The 20,908-nt window shown below is 42.2% G+C and carries 16 protein-coding genes; 10 read left to right on the plus strand and 6 right to left on the minus strand.

What is annotated here, in order from left to right; all coding sequences use genetic code 11:
• The first annotated feature begins 316 nt into the window (after window positions 1-316).
• Genes ACR2F7_RS01330 through ACR2F7_RS01340 form a run of 3 tightly spaced genes read left to right on the plus strand, consistent with a single transcriptional unit; the run spans window position 317 to window position 4,192 of the window.
• Window positions 317-1,192 (plus strand): ROK family protein, encoded by an 876-nt coding sequence (locus ACR2F7_RS01330; RefSeq protein WP_432711810.1) that lies wholly within the window; start codon window positions 317-319, stop codon window positions 1,190-1,192.
• Window positions 1,193-1,233: 41 nt separating this feature from the next.
• On the plus strand, window positions 1,234-1,890 hold the full coding sequence (locus ACR2F7_RS01335; RefSeq protein WP_432711811.1) for a basic secretory protein-like protein: 657 nt from the start codon (window positions 1,234-1,236) through the stop codon (window positions 1,888-1,890).
• Between the two features lie 10 nt (window positions 1,891-1,900).
• Window positions 1,901-4,192, plus strand: a complete 2,292-nt coding sequence (locus tag ACR2F7_RS01340) for a GH92 family glycosyl hydrolase (protein ID WP_432711812.1) — start codon at window positions 1,901-1,903, stop codon at window positions 4,190-4,192.
• Window positions 4,193-4,334: 142 nt separating this feature from the next.
• Here ACR2F7_RS01340 and ACR2F7_RS01345 read toward each other — a convergent pair whose 3' ends face one another.
• The gene (locus ACR2F7_RS01345) at window positions 4,335-4,820 is read right to left on the minus strand and encodes a DinB family protein (protein WP_432711813.1); all 486 of its coding nucleotides are present in this window, start codon (window positions 4,818-4,820) and stop codon (window positions 4,335-4,337) included.
• A gap of 404 nt (window positions 4,821-5,224) precedes the next feature.
• Here ACR2F7_RS01345 and ACR2F7_RS01350 point away from each other — a divergent pair, with 404 nt between their 5' ends.
• From ACR2F7_RS01350 to ACR2F7_RS01365, 4 genes are all read left to right on the plus strand, one after another.
• Window positions 5,225-6,484 carry an NAD(P)-binding domain-containing protein gene (locus tag ACR2F7_RS01350; protein WP_432711814.1) on the plus strand — a complete coding sequence of 420 codons (1,260 nt, stop codon included), beginning with the start codon at window positions 5,225-5,227 and terminating at the stop codon, window positions 6,482-6,484.
• A gap of 130 nt (window positions 6,485-6,614) precedes the next feature.
• Entirely contained in the window at window positions 6,615-8,918 is a 2,304-nt protein-coding gene (locus ACR2F7_RS01355; RefSeq protein WP_432711815.1) for a GH92 family glycosyl hydrolase, read from the plus strand.
• An 18-nt stretch (window positions 8,919-8,936) separates the two neighbouring features.
• Window positions 8,937-10,244 (plus strand): M28 family metallopeptidase, encoded by a 1,308-nt coding sequence (locus ACR2F7_RS01360; RefSeq protein ID WP_432711816.1) that lies wholly within the window; start codon window positions 8,937-8,939, stop codon window positions 10,242-10,244.
• A 33-nt stretch (window positions 10,245-10,277) separates the two neighbouring features.
• Complete coding sequence (locus ACR2F7_RS01365) at window positions 10,278-12,176, plus strand: TonB-dependent receptor plug domain-containing protein (RefSeq protein ID WP_432711817.1); 1,899 nt, start codon at window positions 10,278-10,280, stop codon at window positions 12,174-12,176.
• Window positions 12,177-12,193: 17 nt separating this feature from the next.
• Here ACR2F7_RS01365 and ACR2F7_RS01370 read toward each other — a convergent pair whose 3' ends face one another.
• The gene (locus ACR2F7_RS01370; protein WP_432711818.1) at window positions 12,194-12,550 is read right to left on the minus strand and encodes a hypothetical protein; all 357 of its coding nucleotides are present in this window, start codon (window positions 12,548-12,550) and stop codon (window positions 12,194-12,196) included.
• Window positions 12,551-12,732: 182 nt separating this feature from the next.
• Here ACR2F7_RS01370 and ACR2F7_RS01375 point away from each other — a divergent pair, with 182 nt between their 5' ends.
• Window positions 12,733-13,077 carry a single-stranded DNA-binding protein gene (locus tag ACR2F7_RS01375; RefSeq protein WP_432711819.1) on the plus strand — a complete coding sequence of 115 codons (345 nt, stop codon included), beginning with the start codon at window positions 12,733-12,735 and terminating at the stop codon, window positions 13,075-13,077.
• A gap of 30 nt (window positions 13,078-13,107) precedes the next feature.
• Here ACR2F7_RS01375 and ACR2F7_RS01380 read toward each other — a convergent pair whose 3' ends face one another.
• From ACR2F7_RS01380 to ACR2F7_RS01390, 3 genes are all read right to left on the minus strand, one after another.
• Window positions 13,108-15,174: a TonB-dependent receptor gene (locus ACR2F7_RS01380; protein ID WP_432711820.1), complete on the minus strand. Its 2,067-nt coding sequence runs from the start codon at window positions 15,172-15,174 to the stop codon at window positions 13,108-13,110.
• A complete protein-coding gene (locus ACR2F7_RS01385; protein WP_432711821.1) occupies window positions 15,174-16,454 on the minus strand; it encodes a PQQ-dependent sugar dehydrogenase in 1,281 nt (426 codons plus the stop codon). Before ACR2F7_RS01385 ends, ACR2F7_RS01380 begins: the two co-directional genes overlap by 1 nt.
• A 374-nt stretch (window positions 16,455-16,828) precedes the next feature.
• A complete protein-coding gene (locus tag ACR2F7_RS01390) occupies window positions 16,829-18,064 on the minus strand; it encodes an isocitrate dehydrogenase (NADP(+)) (RefSeq protein ID WP_432711822.1) in 1,236 nt (411 codons plus the stop codon).
• Between the two features lie 132 nt (window positions 18,065-18,196).
• On the opposite strand from ACR2F7_RS01390, the gene ACR2F7_RS01395 reads away from it, so the two are divergent.
• On the plus strand, window positions 18,197-18,622 hold the full coding sequence (locus ACR2F7_RS01395; protein WP_432711823.1) for a hypothetical protein: 426 nt from the start codon (window positions 18,197-18,199) through the stop codon (window positions 18,620-18,622).
• Here the strand turns inward: ACR2F7_RS01395 and ACR2F7_RS01400 are convergent, their stop codons facing one another.
• A complete protein-coding gene (locus ACR2F7_RS01400) occupies window positions 18,623-20,428 on the minus strand; it encodes a DNA polymerase III subunit gamma/tau (protein WP_432711824.1) in 1,806 nt (601 codons plus the stop codon). It lies immediately after the preceding gene.
• Window positions 20,429-20,605: 177 nt separating this feature from the next.
• Here ACR2F7_RS01400 and rpsF point away from each other — a divergent pair.
• Window positions 20,606-20,908 (plus strand): 30S ribosomal protein S6 (gene rpsF, locus ACR2F7_RS01405; protein ID WP_432711825.1); only part of this gene is annotated, 303 nt, incomplete at its 3' end.

Genomic DNA, 20,908 nt, shown 5'->3' on the forward strand with positions numbered 1-20,908 from the left:
GAAGCTATTGCCGATCACATCATCAAACTCTTGTTTCAGCAACTTTCTGCCTTAACACCTGCAGCAGCACAACAAATGGTGTTGCCGGCAAAGTTGATTATTCGCTGATTGCATAATTAAGTGTATTTATAAATTTACAAAACCCTTTTTCTATCAATATTGCTTTATAAAATTATAATTTTTATTTTTGAATTAGTAAAACGTTTTATGGAAATCATACATAAACCTAATAGACAGAATGAAACTCTGAACGGCAAATACTCGCCAACTTACCAGCAATCACCAGAACTTTGACAAGCCTAAATAATTATTAACAATGACAAAAACTGTATTAGGCATTGATATCGGCGGTTCTCATATTACAGCAGCCCTGGTGGACCTCAAAACACGCTCCATTGTGAAAGGTTCTTCACATCGGCTTGCTGTAAATGCCAACGGAAGCGCCGGGCAGATTTTTAGCGACTGGTGCAGTGTCATTAATGCTGCCTTCCAGGATATTAAAACCGAGGATAAAAGAATCGGCATTTCCATGCCCGGACCATTTGACTATAAGGAAGGCGTTTGCCTGATTAAAGACCAGCCAAAGTTCAAATCGCTGTACCTGTTGAATATTAAAAATGAATTGTCTGCGCGTTTAAATATGCCTGCCCAACACATCAGGCTGGTTAATGATGCGGCAGGTTTTTTACAGGGCGAAGTTTTTAGTGGCGCGGCACAAGATGGCAAGAATATAATTGGTCTCACCCTGGGCACCGGCTTAGGTTCTGCTTTTTCTACGCAGGGCATTGCTGTAGATGCCGAACTCTGGCAATCGAAGTTTAAAAAAGACATTGCAGAGGCATATTTGTCTACCCGATGGTTTGTAGAGAGGTACTTTCAGCTCACCGGGGAGCACATTACCGGGGTGAAGGAAATTAACCTTCCCGGTAAAAAAAACTCCGCTGCAGCAGTAATATTTAAAGAATTTGCACAAAACCTGGCAGACTTTCTCTTGCCAATAATCACCCAGCAAAAGGCCGATACGGTGGTGCTTGGTGGAAATATTGCCAAAGCCTATCCTGCTTTTCTGCCCTTACTAAATGAATATTTATCACCCTACCAGCTTAACACCCGCATTAAAATTGCCATTTTAAAAGAAGATGCCGCTTTAATTGGTGCGGCCAGCAGCTGGGAATTTCAACTACACCAATAAACGCTATCATGTTAAACGCAATTAAAATTCTACCCCTTGTTATGTTTTGCAGTGCAGCGATGGCACAGCAGCCTGCTGCACTGCAAAACACACCTCAAGTTATTAAAAAGAATGGTTATACCCTGACTTTTGAAAATAACTATGCCAGCTTAAACCCCGCTTTGAAAAAACGATTGATTGAAACTTTCTTTGAGGTGTACCCCAAGCTGGCCAAGGAATACAATAAGAAAACCCTGAAGGGAGTTAAATTCTTTGTAGACACCGTTTACAAAGATGTAGCTGCAACGGCCAACGGACAAGTGGTTTTCAGTTCTCGCTGGATGGACCAACATCCTGAAGATATTGATGTGGTGACCCATGAGGTGATGCATATTGTTCAGGATTACGGCAACTCTGTTGGTCCGGGTTGGTTAACAGAAGGCATTGCTGATTATGCAAGGTACAAATTTGGCGTAGACAATGTCGGTGCAAAATGGAGCCTGCCCATGTTGAAGCCTGAACATCATTATACCAACAGCTATAGAATTACGGCCAGGTTTTTTGCCTGGATAGAAAATAATGTAAAACCGGGGACCATTAAAGCGATGGACAAAAGTTTAAGAGACCATACTTATACCCCTGCCTTATGGGAAAAATTAACAGGTAAAGATATAGATTCGCTATGGAATGCATATGTTAACTTACCGCAAACAAAATAACCAATACACCATGATCAAGAGAACTTTTTTAGCACTGCTGGTCTTAGGAACCAGTTGTGCCGTTGCACAAACTGAAAGTAAGCTATTGAGTCCCGTTGATTATGTTAATCCACTCATGGGTACACAGTCTAAACCTTCGCTATCCAACGGCAATACCTATCCAGCTATTGCGGTACCATGGGGCATGAACATCTGGACACCCCAGACCGGGAAAATGGGCGATGGATGGGCATATACCTATGACGCTGATCAAATTAGGGGTTTTAAACAAACACACCAGCCTTCACCATGGATGAATGACTATGGCCAGTTTGCCATTATGCCGGTAACGGGCAAGTTGAAATTCCTGGAAGATGACCGCGCCAGCTGGTTCAGTCACAAATCAGAAAAATCTACCCCTTATTATTACAGTGTTTACCTGGCCGATGCTGATGTGACTACTGAAATTACACCAACAGAAAGGGCAGCACAATTTAGGTTTACTTTTCCACAAACAGATAGTGCATTTGTTGTAGTAGATGCATTAGACCGTGGTTCTTACATCAAAATTTTACCTAAAGAAAGAAAAATTATAGGTTATTCTACCAGGTATGCACGTGGGCCACTACCTAAAAACTTCAAGAATTACTTTGTTATTTATTTCGATAAAGATTTTGCCATTGCCAAAACATGGAGCGAAAAATCGCTTAAAGAAGGCCTGGAGCTAGATAGCAAACACAGTGGTGCTGTAATTGGCTTTAAAACCCATAAAGGCGAAAAGGTAATTGCCAAGGTAGCTTCTTCTTTTATCAGCTTTGAGCAGGCAGATTTAAATTTAAGCAGAGAGCTGGCTAAGGATAACTTTGAGGTCACCAAAGAAAAGGCAAAAGCCCTGTGGAACAAAAACCTGGGTAAAATAGCCGTTGAAGGGGGTACCGTAGACCAGATGCGTACTTTTTATTCTTCTTTATACCGCACCCTTTTTTTCCCTAATAAATTATATGAGGTAGATGCCAACAACAAAAACGTGCATTGGAGCCCCTATAATGGAAAAATTGAAGCAGGTTATATGTTTGCAGGTACGGGATTCTGGGATACTTTCCGTGCTTTGTATCCTTTCTTAAACCTTGTTTATCCTTCTATCAACAAGGAAATGCAGCAGGGGTTGATCAACGATTTTAAAGAAGGTGGCTGGCTGCCCGAGTGGAGCAGTCCGGGTTATGCCAATGTCATGGTGGGTAACAATTCTGCCTCCGTGGTGAGTGATGCTTATATCAAGGGCATGCGCGGTTATGACATCAACACCCTTTGGGATGCTGTTGTGCATGGTGCAGCCAACGAAGGGCCTATGGAAGCTGTTGGCCGACATGGTGTAAAGTATTACAACAAGCTGGGTTATGTGCCTTATAATGTAGATATCAATGAAAATGCGGCTAAAACTCTGGAATATGCTTATGATGATTTCGCTATTTACCAGTTGGGCCGTGCTTTAGGAAAACCAGAGAGCGAAATTGGTATTTATGCCAAACGGAGCATGAACTATAAAAACCTCTTCGATCCATCATCGGGTTTAATGCGTGGTAAAAATGAAGACGGCACATTTCAGGCGCCATTTTCTCCTTTCAAATGGGGAGGTGCTTTTACCGAAGGCAACAGCTGGCATTATACCTGGTCGGTTTTTCATGACATAGATGGCCTGTCGACCTTAATGGGTGGCAAAGAAAAGTTTGTACAAAAACTGGATTCTGTATTTACCATGCCACCAATTTTTGACGAGAGTGCTTATGGCGGGGTGATCCATGAGATCCGTGAAATGCAGATTGCCAATATGGGTCAGTATGCACATGGTAACCAGCCTATACAGCACATGATTTACCTGTATAACTATGGTGGTGCACCTTGGAAAACCCAGTACTGGGCACGTGAAACCATGAACAGGATGTACAGTGCAACACCAGATGGCTATTGTGGCGATGAGGATAATGGGCAAACTTCTGCCTGGTATATATTCTCGGCGATGGGGTTTTATCCCGTTACTCCTGCCGTAGACCAGTATGTGTTAGGTGCACCTTTGTTTAAAAAGGTAACACTGACGTTGGAGAACGGCAAAAAGGTGATCATCAATGCACCTGCCAACAGTGCCGACAACAAATATGTGCAGTCGCTGCAAATCAATGGCAAAGCCTATTCAAAAAACTGGATCAGTCATTCAGGTTTACAGAATGGTGCGGTGTTGAACTTCAGCATGTCGGCAACGCCGAATAAACAAAGAGGCACCACAGCAGCAGACTTTCCTTACTCTTTATCTACAGAAAAGAATTAACCGTTGCAGATCAGCATTGAGCAGAAGTGCTGGTCTGCTCATTTAATGCGCTTGTTTTGCACCTTATAAAAAGCAATTTTAGGATCGATCAACAGCCGCTTTTTTGATCATCGAATTTAACTTTTTCAGGGCGCAAAGCTTATCAATCCCAGTTGTGGAGTAGCCTGCGCAGCACAATAATTTGTCCGGTATGGTAAGAGGTATGGTCTGCAATCAGCACTGCTTCGCGGAAGATGTTTTGTCCGGTGCCCTCCGGCAATGGTGTAAAAAGATCTATACCCGGATCGTTGAGTAGTTGTATAAAACGATCGCGGTCTTTGATGACCTGTGTTATACAGTTGTGCCATTGTTGCTGATCGGGTTTATCTAGCTGGCTCACCCAATAACCTTCGGGCCACTTTGGGGATTGGTGATCAGGGTTAATGCAAAACTCCAGGATATCCCACTGGGTAATTCTGATGTGTTCTGCAAGTTGCCACAGGTTATAAGGCAAACCTTCCGGTGTAACACTTAACTGTTCTACCGGAATATCCTTAACTGCCTCTTCAAAGGAAACGTGTGCATTACCTTCTTTAATGAGGTAACTCAGTTCGTTAATAACCGTGTTGATATGGTTGTTATTCATCATCGATTAATAACATATCAACGTTTTAGAAGTTTTCATTGTTAGCAAAAACAAGGTTGTTAACTTTGAACTAACAAGCTTCTAAACAAGTTCTCCACATAGTGTGGATAACGATGAAGGCCTTTTTTAAAGGCTATACAATTTGGTGAATAGGATTTTTAATAAGTATAAATAGCTGATTATGAATTACATTTTGGAGTAAAGAAAGCCAGTGAATGGGGAGCGGAAAATTCAAGCGCAGCATTGTTATTGTGGATAAGCCGAAAAGGAGGCTATGTTTCTTCACAAAGACCTCTGTTTGTTAACAAGTGGGATGTTGATAACTCTGTGAATAACTGTTAACAATAATAAAGGATTTTTTTGAAGATGTAGGTTTAATTAACTTACTTGGCATACATTTTAGAAATATGGATATAGGTATAATTGGGTTAGGAGATATGGGAAAGCTTTATGCAAAGTGTTTTGCTAAAGCTGGCTATAGGGTTTTTGGTTCAGACCTGCCCCAATTCAAAGAAAGTTTAACCGCAGAACTTAGTCCCCTGGGTATTGGGGTATTGGAAGATGGCCATGCTGTTTCCCGCAGGTGTGATGTAATTTTCTATGCTGTAGAGGCAGAAAAGATTCACCAGGTGCTGGCCATGTATGGCAGCTCTACGAAATATGGCGCTATTGTAGCCGGACAAACATCAATCAAACACCCTGAGATTGCTGCTTTTGAAAAACACCTTCCTAAAGATGTGCACATCATTACCGTGCATTCTTTACATGGACCTGCTTTTGAACCTGTAGGCCAAAAACTTATCGTTATTCCCCACCGCACCAGCAACGAAGCCTACCAAAGGATGACTGATGTGCTGGCAACCCTGGGTTCTGACATGGAAGAAATTGCCGATTACCATGAACATGATAAAATTGTTGCCGATACACAGGCTGCTACACATGTGGGTTTTGAAAGCATGGGTACCGCATGGAAAGAATCCGGCTTTTTTCCATGGGAAAATGCAGCCTACCTTGGGGGAATAGATAATGTAAAGATTTTAACTACACTCAGGATTTTCAGCTATAAAGCACATATTTATGGCGGATTGGCCATTTTAAATCCTTATGCCAGGCAGCAGGTGAAACGCTATGCACAGTCGGAATCTGAGCTTTTTAAAATGATGATCATGGAAGAGGAGGCTGCTTTCAGAAAGCGCCTTTACCAGGCCCGTGACTTTATTTTCCATGAAGATCAGAAACCGCTATTGCTGGATGACAACATCATGAAAGAGTTTTCACTGTCCGTTAATGCAGGCTCCAGAAAACCCAACTCTCACCTGAGCTTGCTCAGCATGGCAGATTCATGGTATAACTTAGGGGTCAACCCCTACGACAACCTGATTTGTCAGACACCACCTTTTAAATTAAGACTCGGCATTGTGGAATACCTGTTCAGAAATGAAGAATTACTGGAAGAGTCTATTGAAACCGCATTATACGACAAGAAAATCCGTGCCGATGATTTAGAATTCCACTCTGCGGTAAGGGAATGGTCGTCCATCATTGGTTACGGTGACATGGCAGGTTATAAGGAACACTTTGAACAAACAAAGGCATTTTTTGGCGACAGGCTAGAACATGGAAGGGCACAAAGTACCGAGATGATCAGGAAATTGAAAATGGATTAAAAAGATCTTGCTCATGATGAATCGACTTACAGCAAAATAATTAACAGCCTGGCCCTGCTGATCAAAGGAAAGGCCGAAGCAACCTCAACAAGAACACTATTATAAAAACAAGAAAAGAATAAACATAAGCATGAAAATAAAACTAATAATGACCAGTGCCTGCTGCATGTTGTTTGCAATCTCTGCACAAGCACAAAAGCAAGCATTTCAATATGTAAAACCTATTATAGGTACAGAAAAAATGGGCCATACTTATCCAGGTGCCACAGTTCCTTTCGGTGCGGTGCAGCTGAGCCCGGAAACAGATACGTTGGCGTATGAAGTTGATGGAAAATACAATAAAGACATGTATAAGTATTGTGCCGGCTACCAGTACAGCGATAAAACCATTGTAGGCTTTAGTCATACCCACTTTAGTGGTACAGGGCATTCTGACCTTGGCGACTTTTTAATTATGCCTACTACAGGTAAACTACAACTCAACCCGGGTACCGCAGCAGCACCACAAGATGGTTACCGCTCTGCCTTTTCTCATCAAAATGAAGTGGCCGAAGCCAATTACTATAAGGTTAAACTCGACGACCATAACATTACTGCGGAGTTGACCACCAGTGCACGGGTAGGTTTCCACCAGTATACTTTTCCAAAAGCTGAAGATTCGCACATCGTATTAGACCTGATGAACGGCATCTATAACCATAATGAAAAAAACGTATGGACCTTTGTGAGGGTGGTTAACGATACATTGGTAACGGGTTACCGCCAAACTTCCGGCTGGGCACGTACCCGTACGGTTTATTTCGCCATGACTTTCTCTAAACCTTTTAAGAGTTACGGACAAAAAAATTACGACAACAAGCAGGTTTACCGTGGTTTCTGGGGTAAGTTCGATCAAAACAGGAACTTCCCTGAAATGGCAGGAAGGAAGTTAAGGGCTTACTTCGACTTTAACACCGAAGAGGGAGAAAAAGTTAAAATTAAATTTGCCTTGAGTTCTGTAAGTCAGAAAAATGCTTTAGAAAACCTGCGTACAGAAATTCCGGGATGGGATTTTGAAAAAGTAAAACGCGATGGTCAGCAGGCATGGAATAAAGAATTGAATAAAATTGCCGTTAACACTTTAAATGAAGATGATAAAGTGAATTTCTATACAGCGATGTACCACACTTTCATCAATCCTACTTTATACAGTGATGTGAATGGAGAATACAAAGGTTTAGACCAGGATGTACACAAGGCTGATGGTTTCCAAAACTATACGACTTTCTCTTTGTGGGATACTTACCGTGCCCTGCATCCCTTCTTTAACCTGATCCAGCCTTCCAGAAATGCAGACATGGTCTCTTCTATGCTGGCCCATTACGACCAGAGTACCTTGAAAATGCTGCCGATCTGGTCGCATTATGCCAATGATAACTGGTGCATGAGTGGATACCACAGTGTTACAGTAGTGGCAGATGCCATTATGAAAGGGATATACAAAGGCGATGCAGAAGCAGCTTTAGCGGCCTGTGTAACCACGGCCAAACACCGCAGCTATGAAGGTATTGGCGAGTACATGGATAAAGGTTATATTTCTGCCGAGTCTAATGGAACGTCTGTTTCCAATACTTTAGAATATGCTTTCGACGATTGGTGTATTGCACAGCTGGCTAAAAAACTGGGTAAAACTGAAATCTACAATGAGTTTATCAAGCGTTCTGGAAACTGGAAAAATGTATACGATGAAAAGTCTAATTTCATGCGTCCACGTTTAAAAGATGGTTCTTTTAAGGCATCTTTTGATGTGCTGAGTACCCACGGACAAGGCTTTATTGAAGGTAATGCATGGAACTACAGTTTATATGTGCCTCATGATCCTGCAACAATGATTGCGATGAGGGGGGGAAAAGCTCGTTTTGCTCAACACCTGGATTCCTTGTTTACCATGCACCTGCCTGATGAGTTTTTCGCTGATACCGAAGACATCACCCGCGAAGGTATCATCGGTAACTATGTTCATGGTAATGAGCCTGCACACCATGCTGTTTATTTATACAATTACACCACAACGCCATGGAAAACACAGGAGCGCGTGCGCATGATCTTGAAGAAAATGTACCGCCCTACTTCTGATGGTTTAGGGGGTAATGATGATTGTGGCCAGATGAGTGCCTGGTATATTTTCAGTGCCCTGGGTTTTTACCCCATGGCTCCTGGTTCTTTAAATTACGAATTGGGTAGTCCGGCAGTGGTTAACGCCACCCTGAGCCTTGAAAATGGGAAAACCTTTTCCGTGAAGACTAAAAACCAAAGCGATAAAAATGTATTTGTCAGCAAAGTATTGCTCAATGGAAAAGTGTTAGACCGCAGCTATATTACCCATGATGAAATTACTGCTGGTGGCGAAATTCAGTTCCTGATGTCGTCAAAACCAAATACAACCTTACGCTAAATGACAAACAATTACAGCATGCGGAATAAGAAAACTGTCTTTAGCGGACTGTTGTTGATATTGATTATAGGCAACACCCTAAATGCTCATGCACAGCAAATTGATTATGCCCGTAAAGTTATTCAAACCCTCGCATCCCCGGCTTTTAAAGGCCGGGGATATGTAGAAAAAGGCGACCAGCTGGCCTCTGCCTATATTGCCAATGAGTTTAAAAAGTTTGGTCTTCTGCCGCTAAACAAAGGGTCATACTTTCAGGAATTTCAATTGCCGGTTAACACTTTTCCAGGAATAGTGGAAGTTAAGCTCAATGGAACTTTGTTGAGCACGGCAGTAGATTACCTTGTCAATGCCTCTAGTCCTTCGGTACATGGCAATTTTAAGGTCCTTCTGCTCCATCCTCAGCAAATCAATAGCGAAGCGCAATTTAGGGAATTCATCAAAGACGCTGCGGATGCTTTTATTTCTATCGACAACAGGTCTGCCGCTAATGAAACGGCTGTAGAAAAAGAACGAAGAAGGGATTTGATAGAGATTTTAGCAAACGACAGCACCCTGAACTTTAAAGGGTTACTGGTGTTTTTGAACGAAAAATTAACCTGGACGACCTTAGCCTATCAAAGTCCGCGGGCGGTGATTACAGTCAATAAAAAAGAACTCGACCCAACTCAAATTAACCAGATCAGCGTAGCGGTAGCTACTCATTTTAACCCTGCTTACAAGACAAGAAATGTGGCGGCCATGGTTAAAGGAACTTCAGGCATTGATTCTACTTTAGTGGTTACGGCACATTATGATCACCTGGGTTTGTTAGGTAAAAAGGTGTATTTCCCGGGGGCGAACGACAATGCCAGTGGGGTAGCCATGCTGCTCAGTTTTGCCCGTCACTATGCACAGCATCCGCCGAAATATAACATGGTGTTCATTGCCTTTTCAGGTGAGGAAATAGGCTTATTAGGCTCTAAGGCTTATGTAGAACAGCCGCTTCTTCCTCTGGATAAAATTAAGTTCCTGGTTAACTTAGACCTTGCCGGTACCGGTGAAGAAGGGATTAAAGTAGTCAATGGCAGCATTTTTAAAAAGAACTTCGACCAGCTGGTGCAGCTCAACCAAAAAACACATTTACTGGCTAAAGTAGAGAGCAGGGGTGAGGCTTGTAACAGCGACCATTGTCGATTTTATCAACGTGGCGTTCCCTCGTTTTTCATCTATACCCAGGGGGGCATTCAGGCCTACCATGATGTTTACGATCGTGCAGAAACCCTGCCACTCACCGCCTTTGAAAACTATTTCCAGCTGCTGCGTCAATTTTTTGATTGCACGCTATAGTAAAGATCATATATTTGCCATCCTCAAACCAAAATGATGGACTATCAAAAAATTGTTATTTCCAGCGTAGTTTTACTGGCGCTATCAGGGTCAGTAAAAGCGCAGGAAGTAGCAGCAACTGCTTCAAAAGCCGATTCTACTACCGTCTTAAAAGAAGTACTTGTCAGGGAAAACAGGATACAACTTCCTTTTTCACAGCAAAACCGCAATATCTGGATCATCGACCAGGAGCAGATCAAAAATCTGCCTTCAAGGTCTGTTAGTGAGCTGTTGAGCTATGTTTCTGGTGTCGACGTAAGGCAACGTGGACCAGGAGGGGTGCAGGCAGACATCAGCATCGATGGCGGTACTTTCGACCAAACCCTGGTGCTGCTCAATGGCGTAAAAGTTACCGACCCTCAAACAGGGCATAACATGATGAATTTGCCCATTACCCTTGCCGATATTGACCATATAGAAGTACTGAGGGGTTCAGCATCCCGTGTATACGGCCTTAATGCCTTAACCGGCGCTATCAATATTGTTACCCGTGGGGCAGAAAAAAACAGCATCTCCACTAATGTATTTGCTGGCAGCAGCTTTAAAAAGGATGACGTAACAGGAGATACCTATGCCAATTATGGTGTTCAGGCAAGAGGAACATACGTTCATAACAGAGGTTCACATGCTTTGTCATTGTCGCAGGAAGCAGGCAGTGGCTACCGTTACAACACTGCTTTTGACAACCAGAAGGTATTTTACCAGGGCGAACTGGCCATGGGCAAAACAGATCAGCTGGATGTAGTGGCAGGTTATACCCACAATAATTATGGTGCTAACGGCTATTATTCATCTCCAGGAGATAAAGAAAGCGAAGAAACGGTCAACACCTTATTGGCTGCTGTAGGTTATACCACGCAAATTACTAAAAACTGGATCCTGAAGCCAAGAATAAGCTATAGAAATAATGTAGACGATTATTTATACATTAAACAAAGTCCGGATAAGTTCCATAACCATCACCAGACGAATGTTTTTGATGCGGAGATCAACAATACCATCTTCACCAAAATAGGGACTTTTGGCGTAGGGTTAGAAGCAAGAAACGAGCAGATCAATAGTACCAATTTAGGTAAAAGAGACCGCAGTAATGCCGGTCTGTTTGTAGAATATAAGTTTGAGCCTTTAAGCCGTTTATTGATCAATGTAGGTGCCTATACTAATTATAACTCTGATTATGGCTGGCAGGCCTTCCCGGGGATAGATGCCGGTTATAACATTTATGGCAACTGGAGGGTATTTGCTAACCTGGGTACGGGACAACGTTTACCTACTTATACCGATTTGTATTATAAAGGACCTACCAATATTGGCAATGACCTGCTGAAGGCAGAAAAATCTACCTATGCAGAAGGGGGCTTAAAATACAACAAAGAAGGCTTGGCTTTCAACGCCAGTTATTTTGTAAGAAGGATAGATAATTTCATTGATTGGGTAAAGGCATTGCAAACAGATCCATGGAAGCCGGAGAACTTTAGCCAGGTCAACACGAAGGGGTTAACGATCAGTGGAGATTACCTGATTAAACAAGATGATGAATTTCTAAGCAGTCTACGAGCAGGGGCTTCTTATACTCACCTTGATCCGAGCTTTAAAACTACTTTGGCTACGGCTACCTTTTCGCGTTATGCTTTAGAAAGCTTAAGGAACCAGCTGAGTGGTACCGTTAATGCAGAATTTGCAAAGCTGGTGGCTGTTACGCTGACGGCACGTTACAATGAGCGGATCAATTATAAATCTTACGGCGTCATCGATGCGCGCATTGCCTATAAACAGCCACATTACAGCATTTATGCTGATGGAGCCAACCTTTTAAATGTGCAATATATTGAGGCAGGTGCCGTGCCTATGCCGGGGTCGTGGTTTACTTTGGGCGTTAAAACAACATTCTGATCCAGGGCATTCTAATGTTAATTTAACATAGGGTTTTTTACCAATAAAAATTGGTCCTGCCCTATGTCAAGGTAACCATATTCGTAACAATAGATATAGGTATGGCCCAGCTTGTCCTGCTCCATATGTGTATGATAGTGTAAGTTAAATCCGGCAGCGATTAAGGAATTCTTCAGGATAATGGTTTTCCCCTCCGGGTTGAACTGCATCAGCAGCTTCCTGTTTTTCTTTAATACCTGGTTAATTGCTGTAGTGGTGCTGTTTTCTTCAGCTTTGTGGCGATTATAGTAACTGCTTCTGCACTGGTCGTCACAGAACTTTTTATCTGCCCTGCCCTTCACAGGGGCATTGCATTCTAGGCAAAATTTTTCCATGAGTTTTGTTTAATGCTATTTAAACTTAAAGTTATGTTACTTTTATGATAAGGTGGTTATAAACATTTAAAAACGTATGTATCCGTTTAGGATAGGGATTGCATGAATTCTGTTGCTCATATTTGTTTAACAACAGCTAAACAATTCACAGCATTTTTAACCCTCTCTTTATAGAATTTTTTATGAGTACCGTAAACAATAGCGTACGTTTAACAGGCTTTGCGGGCACAGATCCTGTATTTTTAAAGTATGGTGATAACAAAAAACTGGCGCGGGTAAACCTGAAGGTCAGTGAATCGTATTACAACTCAAACGGAGACATTATTTCAAACACCCGATGGGTAAACCTTGTGTTCTTTAACAAGAGAGTAGCCCTTGTTATAGGGGTCATCACAAAAGGCAGTGTTTTTACTGTGGAAGGAAGGCTAGTGACGCGCCAATATACCGACAAAAATGGCAAGATGCGCGTTCACACAGAAGTGGTGGTGAACCGCCTGGAAGTGCTGAGTGAAACGTTGGTCAATTAACTATCCCCTGGTGTAGCTTTATGCTAATAGTTACATGAATTTCATTAAAAGCCCCGCATAAAAGTTTCTGCGGGCGGCAGCATTAAAGTATCGTCCCCCGGCGGCATTTAAATCATTTCCCAAGCTGTATTTTTGGTTCAGCAGGTTGTCGGCACCCACAAAAACCTCCACCGGCACCTTTGCCATCTTTAGGTTTTTCCAGCCTATTTTACCCTGCAGTAGGTGGTAGGCACTGGCTTTTACCGAATTGGCATCATTAAGGGGGATGCTGGAGGTATAGTTATGCTGAACAAACAAGTACCAGCCTTTGTTAAACTGCAGGTCAGCGCTGCTCCAAATGGTATTGCTGGGCACCCCCGTTAGCTTGTTGCCTGTATAGTCATTGGCCTGGTCCTGGTAATTGCTGAATTTAAAGCGACTCAGCGTCAAGGCATTCTTCAGTTGCAGGCTGCGCAAGAGCCCTTTATTGCGGGATGGGATGAGCCATGCAGAAAAAGCAGTCTCTAAACCCCATTGTTTGGTACCACCGGCATTGATAAAAAACTCGGTGTCGTTTTCATTCAATCTCCTTACTATAGCGTTATTCAATTGAAAATAAAAGCCCGTTACATCAATAAAGATGCGCTTTTTTAAAGTTTCTACCTTAAAGCCCGTTTCATAATTCCAGCCCTGCTCGGGTTGCAGGTCCACATTGATGATATTGTCTGATGCCCGCAGCTCTGGCAAAGTAGGTGGCGAGTAGCCCTTGCTCACCGAAGCATGCAGTGCAAAGTCTGCGGTGGCAAGGTAAGATAAGGCAATTCTGGGCATCAGCTGTACATCAAAAGTATTGGTTTTAGCTGCTATAGCCACAGGTGCTATACTTTCATATCGGTACTGATAAAGATTGGCACTGCCAGAAATCTCCAGCAGCCATTTATTTAAATAGTCAAAATTGAAATGTACAAAAGCAAAGTTAGAACTTGCCTTTAATTTATCAGCAGCCTGCAAAGCTGCGGGACTGCCAAAGTTATTGTCGAAATTATCAAAGTCTGTACTGGTTTGCATGCTTTCCAGTCCGGCATTCACTTTCCAGTTCAGCGTTTTTTTTCTTTGCTCGTAACTGATGTAAGTTCTAAGGCCCAGAGTAAACTCCTTGCGGTGTTCATAATTGGTGATGAAAGGGTTTTTAAAATCTGTAGTAGAGCCAAATACTGCCGTCACTTGTTTAAAGTGTTCATTGATTTGCCAATCGTTAGAAATACCAGCATAAAAAGTTTTGCTGTAAATGCCTGCATTTTGTGCGATGGCACTATTGGTAAAGGCAGAGGCAGGTCTTGATAAAGTAGGGTTTTCAGCATACTGTGCCTCCGTTAAACCACCGGGGGTGTTGTAATGCAGGTTGGAATAAAAGAGCAAGGCTTTTAGGCTGGCCGCAGACGAGTAGTTATAGTTTTGAAAAACCTGGATATATTTACGCTCCATGGCACTATGGTCACGGTAGCCATCGCTGCGCTGAAAAGCCTGACTTATGGTGAGCTGGTATTTTTCCCATTGTTTGCCCAGCTGGGTATTTTCCTGGAACAAGCCATAAGAGCCGCCCTGCAGCTTTACATGCAGCAGGCTGCTGTCTTTTTGAATGGCCAGCGGACTGATGAGCACCACACCACCAGAGTTGGCACCAAAAACACTGCTTTGTGGGCCTTTTAACACCTGGATATTCGAAATACTGCCCACATCGAGGGCGTTAAGGTAGCTGTTGCCCCCAGCATCTGTTAAGGGGAACTCTTCAAAATAGATCTTGACATTTCTGATGCCGAAAGGGGAACGCAATAAGCTGCCGCGGATAGATAAGCGGTAACTGCCCGGCGATCGCTCCTCCATTCTCACTCCAGCAAGGGTGTTCATGGCCGGCACCAGGCTTACAGGCTGCTGTTGTTGCAGGCTGTTGCTATCAATCAAGCCAAAAGAACCCGTGCTCCTTAACAGGGGTTGTGGGGTATAATAAGGGCGGATGACCACTTCTTTCAAGCTTCTGCTGCTATCTGGCAGTGTTTGTGCAAAGCCGCTGTTGAGTTTGAATAAAAACAGGAGCGCGGGGAACAGGAGTTTCTTCATTAGCGATTTGCCGATACATGCCAGATCGTGTTGCTTACATCATCGGCCACTAATAAAGCGCCATCTTTGGCAAGCGCCACACCAACCGGGCGACCATAAACTTCACCTTTATCCTTATCGGCAATAAAACCACTAAGGAAGTCTTCTAATTCGCCAGCTTGTTTTCCTCCTTTAAAAGGGATGAAGGCTACTTTATAACCAGAAAGTTCAGACCTGTTCCATGAGCCATGCTGACCAATGAAAGCACCACCCTGGTATTTTTCAGGGAACTTTTTGCCGGTATAAAAGGCAAGACCAAGAGATGCCGTATGGGCACCAACAGCAATATCAGGTACTACGGTAGCTTTCACCAGGTCAGGTCTTTGACCTTTTAACCTGGGGTCTTCATTCTGACCAAAATAAGCATAAGGCCATCCGTAAAAAGCACCTTTTTTAACGCTGGTGATATAATCAGGCACTAAATCATCACCCAATTGATCCCTTTCATTCACTGCTGTCCATAAAGTTTTGGTTACAGGCTCCCATGCCATGCCTACTGGGTTTCTAAGTCCGCTGGCGTAAATGATCTCCCCGCTGCCATCAGGATTAATTTCTAAGATATTGGCCCTTCGTTTTTCATTTTCTATGCCATGCTCGGCAACATTACTTCCCGAGCCTACGGTTACATATATTTTTGTCCCAGCTGCGTTGGCAATGAGGTTACGTGTCCAGTGGTTGTTGTATCCGCCGGCAGGCAGGTCAAGAATTTTGTTGCCTTTACCTTTAATTTCTGTATCGCCGGTTTGGTAAGGATATTTATAAACCCCATCTGTATTGGCCACATAAAAAGCATTGCCCAAAATTAAAACCCCATAAGGTTGGTTGAGGCCGGTAAGAAATGTAGTTTGCAGCTCTGGTTTCCCATCGCCATCACCGTCTCTAAACAACATCACCGTGTTGACACTTTTGCCACTTTGCTCTGCTTTAGATTTTCCACTTATGGCATTCTCCGCCTGTTCTTTGGCCGTGCGTTCAGAATTAGAAAGGGTCACCAAAATATCGCCGTTTGGGGCTAAATAAATATTCCTTGGACTTTTTATGTTTTCAGCAAAGCGGGTAACGGTAAATCCGGCAGGGGCTACAGGTGTTTTTCCGGCAGGCCAGCCAATAACTTTGCTGAACTTTGTTTTTGAAGCATTCACATCTGGTGCAGGCAGGTTTGTTTGTGCAGCAGCCTGCTGCAAATGAACATGAGTGAAAAGCAGGAATGCCAGTGAGGCAATTAAAGGAGTACGTTTCATAAGTTGAAGATATAGAAACAAACAAATAAAGGCACATAAAGTTCAATAAAGATCAGTCGGTCGCCTTTTTAAGTTGCCTTAATATTTACTCCTCTTCAAGTTTAACGTAAAAAATATTGGCGGTAAATTGAGATAGAAATCTAGTGCTGGTTATACCAGCTCTAAAAGGGAGCAAGTAGACACGAAATAGCAAAAATTCGCTAGCTGCTCCCTACCTGCTCCCTATTTGTACGCCTGTATATATCAACTTTGGTATAGCTCCAGTTCAATGAAAGATAGGCTGTTGGAAAGCTCCAGTATAATTTTCACCTAAACATAAAAGGCGGTCCATTTTTTCAAATGAACCGCCTTTTAATAAGTATAGAAAAATAAGCTTATGCTAATCTAGCTTGTAGATTCTCATCAATTGCAGCTAAGAATTCCTCAGTATATAAGTAGTCTTTACCATGTTCAACTTTGTTGCCATGGATACAAACCGCTAAATCTTTAGTCATTTTACCACTTTCAACAGTTTCAATACAAACCTGCTCTAAAGTATGGCAGAAATTAATCAACTCCTGGTTGTTATCTAATTTACCACGGAATTCTAAACCTCTAGTCCATGCAAAGATAGAAGCGATAGGGTTGGTAGATGTTGGTCTGCCAGCCTGGTGCTCACGGTAGTGACGGGTTACGGTACCATGTGCAGCTTCAGCTTCCATAGTTTTACCATCTGGTGTAATCAATACAGAAGTCATCAAACCTAGAGAACCAAATCCCTGAGCTACAGTGTCAGACTGTACGTCACCATCATAGTTTTTACAAGCCCAAACAAAGTTACCGTTCCATTTTAAAGCAGAAGCAACCATGTCATCAATTAAACGGTGCTCGTAAGTAATACCGGCATCGACAAATTGAGCTTTGTAATCATTTTGGTAAATTTCTTCAAAGATATCTTTGAAACGACCATCGTATTTTTTAAGGATAGTATTTTTTGTAGATAAATATAAAGGCCATTTTTTGCTTAACGCCTGGTTAAAACAAGCATGCGCAAAACCTTTGATACTTTCATCTGTGTTATACATGGCTAAAGCAACGCCATCACCTTTGAAGTTATAAACATCAAAAGATTGTACTTCACCACCATCTTCAGGCGTAAAAGTTAAGGTTAATTTACCTTTACCTTTAGTCACTAAATCTGTTGCACGGTATTGATCGCCAAAAGCGTGACGGCCAATGCAGATTGGAGCAGTCCAGTTTGGTACTAAACGTGGAACATTGCTCATTACGATAGGCTCGCGGAAAACAGTACCATCTAAAATGTTACGGATGGTTCCGTTTGGTGATCTCCACATTTGTTTTAACTTAAATTCAGTAACACGTTCCTCATCAGGAGTGATGGTAGCGCATTTAATACCAACGCCATATTGTTTAATGGCTTCAGCTGCGTCGATAGTTACCTGGTCATTCGTTTCATCACGGTATTCAACACCAAGATCATAATACTTGATATCAAGATCCAGGTAAGGAAGGATCAATTTATCTTTAATGAATTTCCAGATGATACGGGTCATTTCGTCACCATCTAACTCTACTACGGGCTGGGTTACTTTGATTTTCTGTACAGACATATTATGGATACAATTTTATTGATGATATAAGACTACAAAGATATAAATTTTGAACCGATGCGTTCCGGCTTCTGCAAAAATCTGAAACAATTAAAGATTTGATAACGTTTATATGATACTAATTTTACAGACATGACTACAGAACAAAATAAAAGTAATGGTCAACAAGGATCGAAGGATAAATTGCACGGCGATAACTTAGACGAAACCATTAATCAGAGAGACCTTGCCTTTGACAAGGACAAAAATAGTTTTGAAATTGACGTAAAAAGTGAGGACAAAGATTACGACCATCCTTTGCCTTATGACACCACTGCCGCTAATGGGGGTGATGATAATTCTGACTACGATGAAGCTAATCCTTATATAGGTGATGAGTATGCGCCGAAAAATGAGCAGATAGAAAATGACCTTGATGAATTAGGGATGCATGTGGACGATGGCGACATTGTGGAACTGAACCCGGAGGATGAATACCTGTCACAAACCCCTGAGGATGAGCGTACAGATCTTGATGAAGAGGGTTATCCTATCAACGATACGCCACCAAAGCCTTAATTAGGAGTTTACATCGAGGTTAAACTGCTTGCGCAGTTCTTCCAGCTGCGGGTTTTTTTGCACCAGGTATTGGTATTTTTCAATACTGGTGTATAACCTGTTTTTGAGCTGGCGTTCTACTTTTTTGGTTACAATATTAAGGTTGAAGTTTTTAAGTTCTGCCCTCAGGTAATTCAAGAAGTAAACCTGCTCATCCTGAAGAATACTCTCCTGTATTTTATTCTCTATTAAAATGGTGATCTCTTCGTTCTCCAGCATAGGATCGTTGCTGGTGAGCAATGTAAAGACGTTTATTTTACCCTCATCTTTTGCTTTATGGGCGTAAAGATTCCAGAGTACCATGAGTCTTTCGAAAGTGAAAGAATCTGTGTCATTGCCATCAATATATTTAGGACCTTTTTTCTCTACGCCACCTTCAATGCTTTCAAATGCCGTTAAAGAGGGGATGAGTGTGCTCCCAATTTGACTGGCAGCCTGCTGCGGCTTTAAGCTGATGGTATTTGCCGAAGGCTGTGGTCGCTGTGCGGCTTGCGGTGCAGGGGCTGGTATTTGCGCAGGTGTTGGTGCTGGTGCTGGTGTTATTGTTGGCGTGGTTGCCTGAACAGGCTTTACAGCACTTACAGGGCTTACATCAGGCTTTCTTTCAGTTTTTTTTTTAAGCTGATCTGTTTCAGTTAAGCTATTTCCATTCGGCAAATGAGCAAGCTGCAATACGGAAGGAATATGACACATTTTTATCAGTGCCAGTTCTACCTGTAAACGTTGGTTTTTACTGTTCTTATAAGTAAGGTCACATTGGTTGGCAAGGTTTAGCGCCGTTAAAATAAAGGAAACGGAAGTAGCCTTGCTTTGCTCCAGGTATTTAACTTTGATATTTTCGCTGACCTCTAAAAGCTGGATCGTTTGCGGGTCTTTACCTACTAATAAATTGCGCAGGTGACTCGCCAGTCCGTTTATAAAATTATTGCCATCAAAACCATTGTTTAAGATCTCATCAAATAAAACCAGGGCCTGACTTACATTGGCACTGGTTAAATAAGTGGTGAGCTTAAAGTAATAGTCGTAATCAAGAATATTCAGGTTGTCGATAACAGACTTATAGGTTAACTTTTTATTGGTATAACTTACAATCTGGTCAAACATAGACAGGGCATCCCTTAAACCACCATCGGCTTTTTGGGCAATGATATGTAGTCCGTCTTCTTCAACGGAAATATTTTCCCTAACCGCAATTTTATTCAGGTGGATGGTGATGTCTTCTACCTGGATCCTGTTAAAGTCAAAAATCTGACAACGGGATAATATAGTAGGTAGAATTTTATGTTTTTCTGTAGTCGCTAAAATGAAGATCGCATAAGAAGGTGGTTCTTCCAATGTTTTCAAAAAAGCGTTAAAGGCACTTGCCGAGAGCATGTGCACCTCATCAATAATGTAGATCTTGTATTTTCCGGCTTGTGGCGGTATGCGCACCTGCTCAATCAGGCTTCTAATGTCATCAACAGAGTTGTTTGACGCAGCATCCAGTTCATGGAAGTTGAAGGAATGACCCGTTTGGAAAGAAACACAAGATTCGCAGGTTCCACAGGCCTCCTGGTCGGCAGAAATATTAAAACAGTTGATGGTTTTGGCAAGGATGCGGGCGCAGGTGGTTTTACCTACACCACGCGGACCGCAAAATAGAAATGCCTGGGCCAGCTGGTTATTTTTGATGGCATTTTTTAAAGTTCCTGTAATGTGATTTTGTCCGACAACGGTTTCAAACGTCGAAGGACGGTATTTACGGGCCGATACGATAAAATTTTCCATTCGATACGAAATTAGAAATTATTTAAGGAAGTGGAGGGATTTTATTCAATTCTTTTGGTAAATTATTGATTGGTAAGTATTAATATTATAATAGCTCTTTTAGTAATAGAATATTATTGCTACATTTGCAGCCCCCATAGCATTATGGGAATTGATTAATAAATAAATTTAATAACAATGAATCAGTACGAAACTGTTATCGTTCTTACCCCGTTGTTGTCAGAAGAAGTAGCTAAAGAGGCAATTGCCAAATTCAGCAAAATCATTTCTGATAGCGGAGCCGAAATTGTTCAAGAGGACAATTGGGGTTTGAGAAAATTAGCGTATCCGATTGAAAAAAAAGCAAGCGGATTTTTCCACCTTACAGAGTACAAATCTTCAGGTGAATTAATTAACAAGTTGGAGTTAGAGCTTAAACGCGATGAGCGTGTGCTACGTTTCTTAACTGTAAGATTAGACCGTCACGCGGTTGCTTACAAT

The sequence above is a fragment of the Pedobacter sp. genome (assembly GCF_045628745.1).
Classification (GTDB): domain Bacteria; phylum Bacteroidota; class Bacteroidia; order Sphingobacteriales; family Sphingobacteriaceae; genus Pedobacter.

Bases quoted from the DNA above. Each gene is read 5' to 3' on its own strand.
- ACR2F7_RS01330 (WP_432711810.1), top strand. From the start codon at position 317: ATGACAAAAACTGTATTAGGCATTGATATCGGCGGTTCTCATATTACA.
- ACR2F7_RS01335 (WP_432711811.1), top strand. From the start codon at position 1,234: ATGTTTTGCAGTGCAGCGATGGCACAGCAGCCTGCTGCACTGCAAAAC.
- ACR2F7_RS01340 (WP_432711812.1), top strand. From the start codon at position 1,901: ATGATCAAGAGAACTTTTTTAGCACTGCTGGTCTTAGGAACCAGTTGT.
- ACR2F7_RS01345 (WP_432711813.1), bottom strand. From the start codon at position 4,820: ATGATGAATAACAACCATATCAACACGGTTATTAACGAACTGAGTTAC.
- ACR2F7_RS01350 (WP_432711814.1), top strand. From the start codon at position 5,225: ATGGATATAGGTATAATTGGGTTAGGAGATATGGGAAAGCTTTATGCA.
- ACR2F7_RS01355 (WP_432711815.1), top strand. From the start codon at position 6,615: ATGAAAATAAAACTAATAATGACCAGTGCCTGCTGCATGTTGTTTGCA.
- ACR2F7_RS01360 (WP_432711816.1), top strand. From the start codon at position 8,937: ATGCGGAATAAGAAAACTGTCTTTAGCGGACTGTTGTTGATATTGATT.
- ACR2F7_RS01365 (WP_432711817.1), top strand. From the start codon at position 10,278: ATGATGGACTATCAAAAAATTGTTATTTCCAGCGTAGTTTTACTGGCG.
- ACR2F7_RS01370 (WP_432711818.1), bottom strand. From the start codon at position 12,550: ATGGAAAAATTTTGCCTAGAATGCAATGCCCCTGTGAAGGGCAGGGCA.
- ACR2F7_RS01375 (WP_432711819.1), top strand. From the start codon at position 12,733: ATGAGTACCGTAAACAATAGCGTACGTTTAACAGGCTTTGCGGGCACA.
- ACR2F7_RS01380 (WP_432711820.1), bottom strand. From the start codon at position 15,174: ATGAAGAAACTCCTGTTCCCCGCGCTCCTGTTTTTATTCAAACTCAAC.
- ACR2F7_RS01385 (WP_432711821.1), bottom strand. From the start codon at position 16,454: ATGAAACGTACTCCTTTAATTGCCTCACTGGCATTCCTGCTTTTCACT.
- ACR2F7_RS01390 (WP_432711822.1), bottom strand. From the start codon at position 18,064: ATGTCTGTACAGAAAATCAAAGTAACCCAGCCCGTAGTAGAGTTAGAT.
- ACR2F7_RS01395 (WP_432711823.1), top strand. From the start codon at position 18,197: ATGACTACAGAACAAAATAAAAGTAATGGTCAACAAGGATCGAAGGAT.
- ACR2F7_RS01400 (WP_432711824.1), bottom strand. From the start codon at position 20,428: ATGGAAAATTTTATCGTATCGGCCCGTAAATACCGTCCTTCGACGTTT.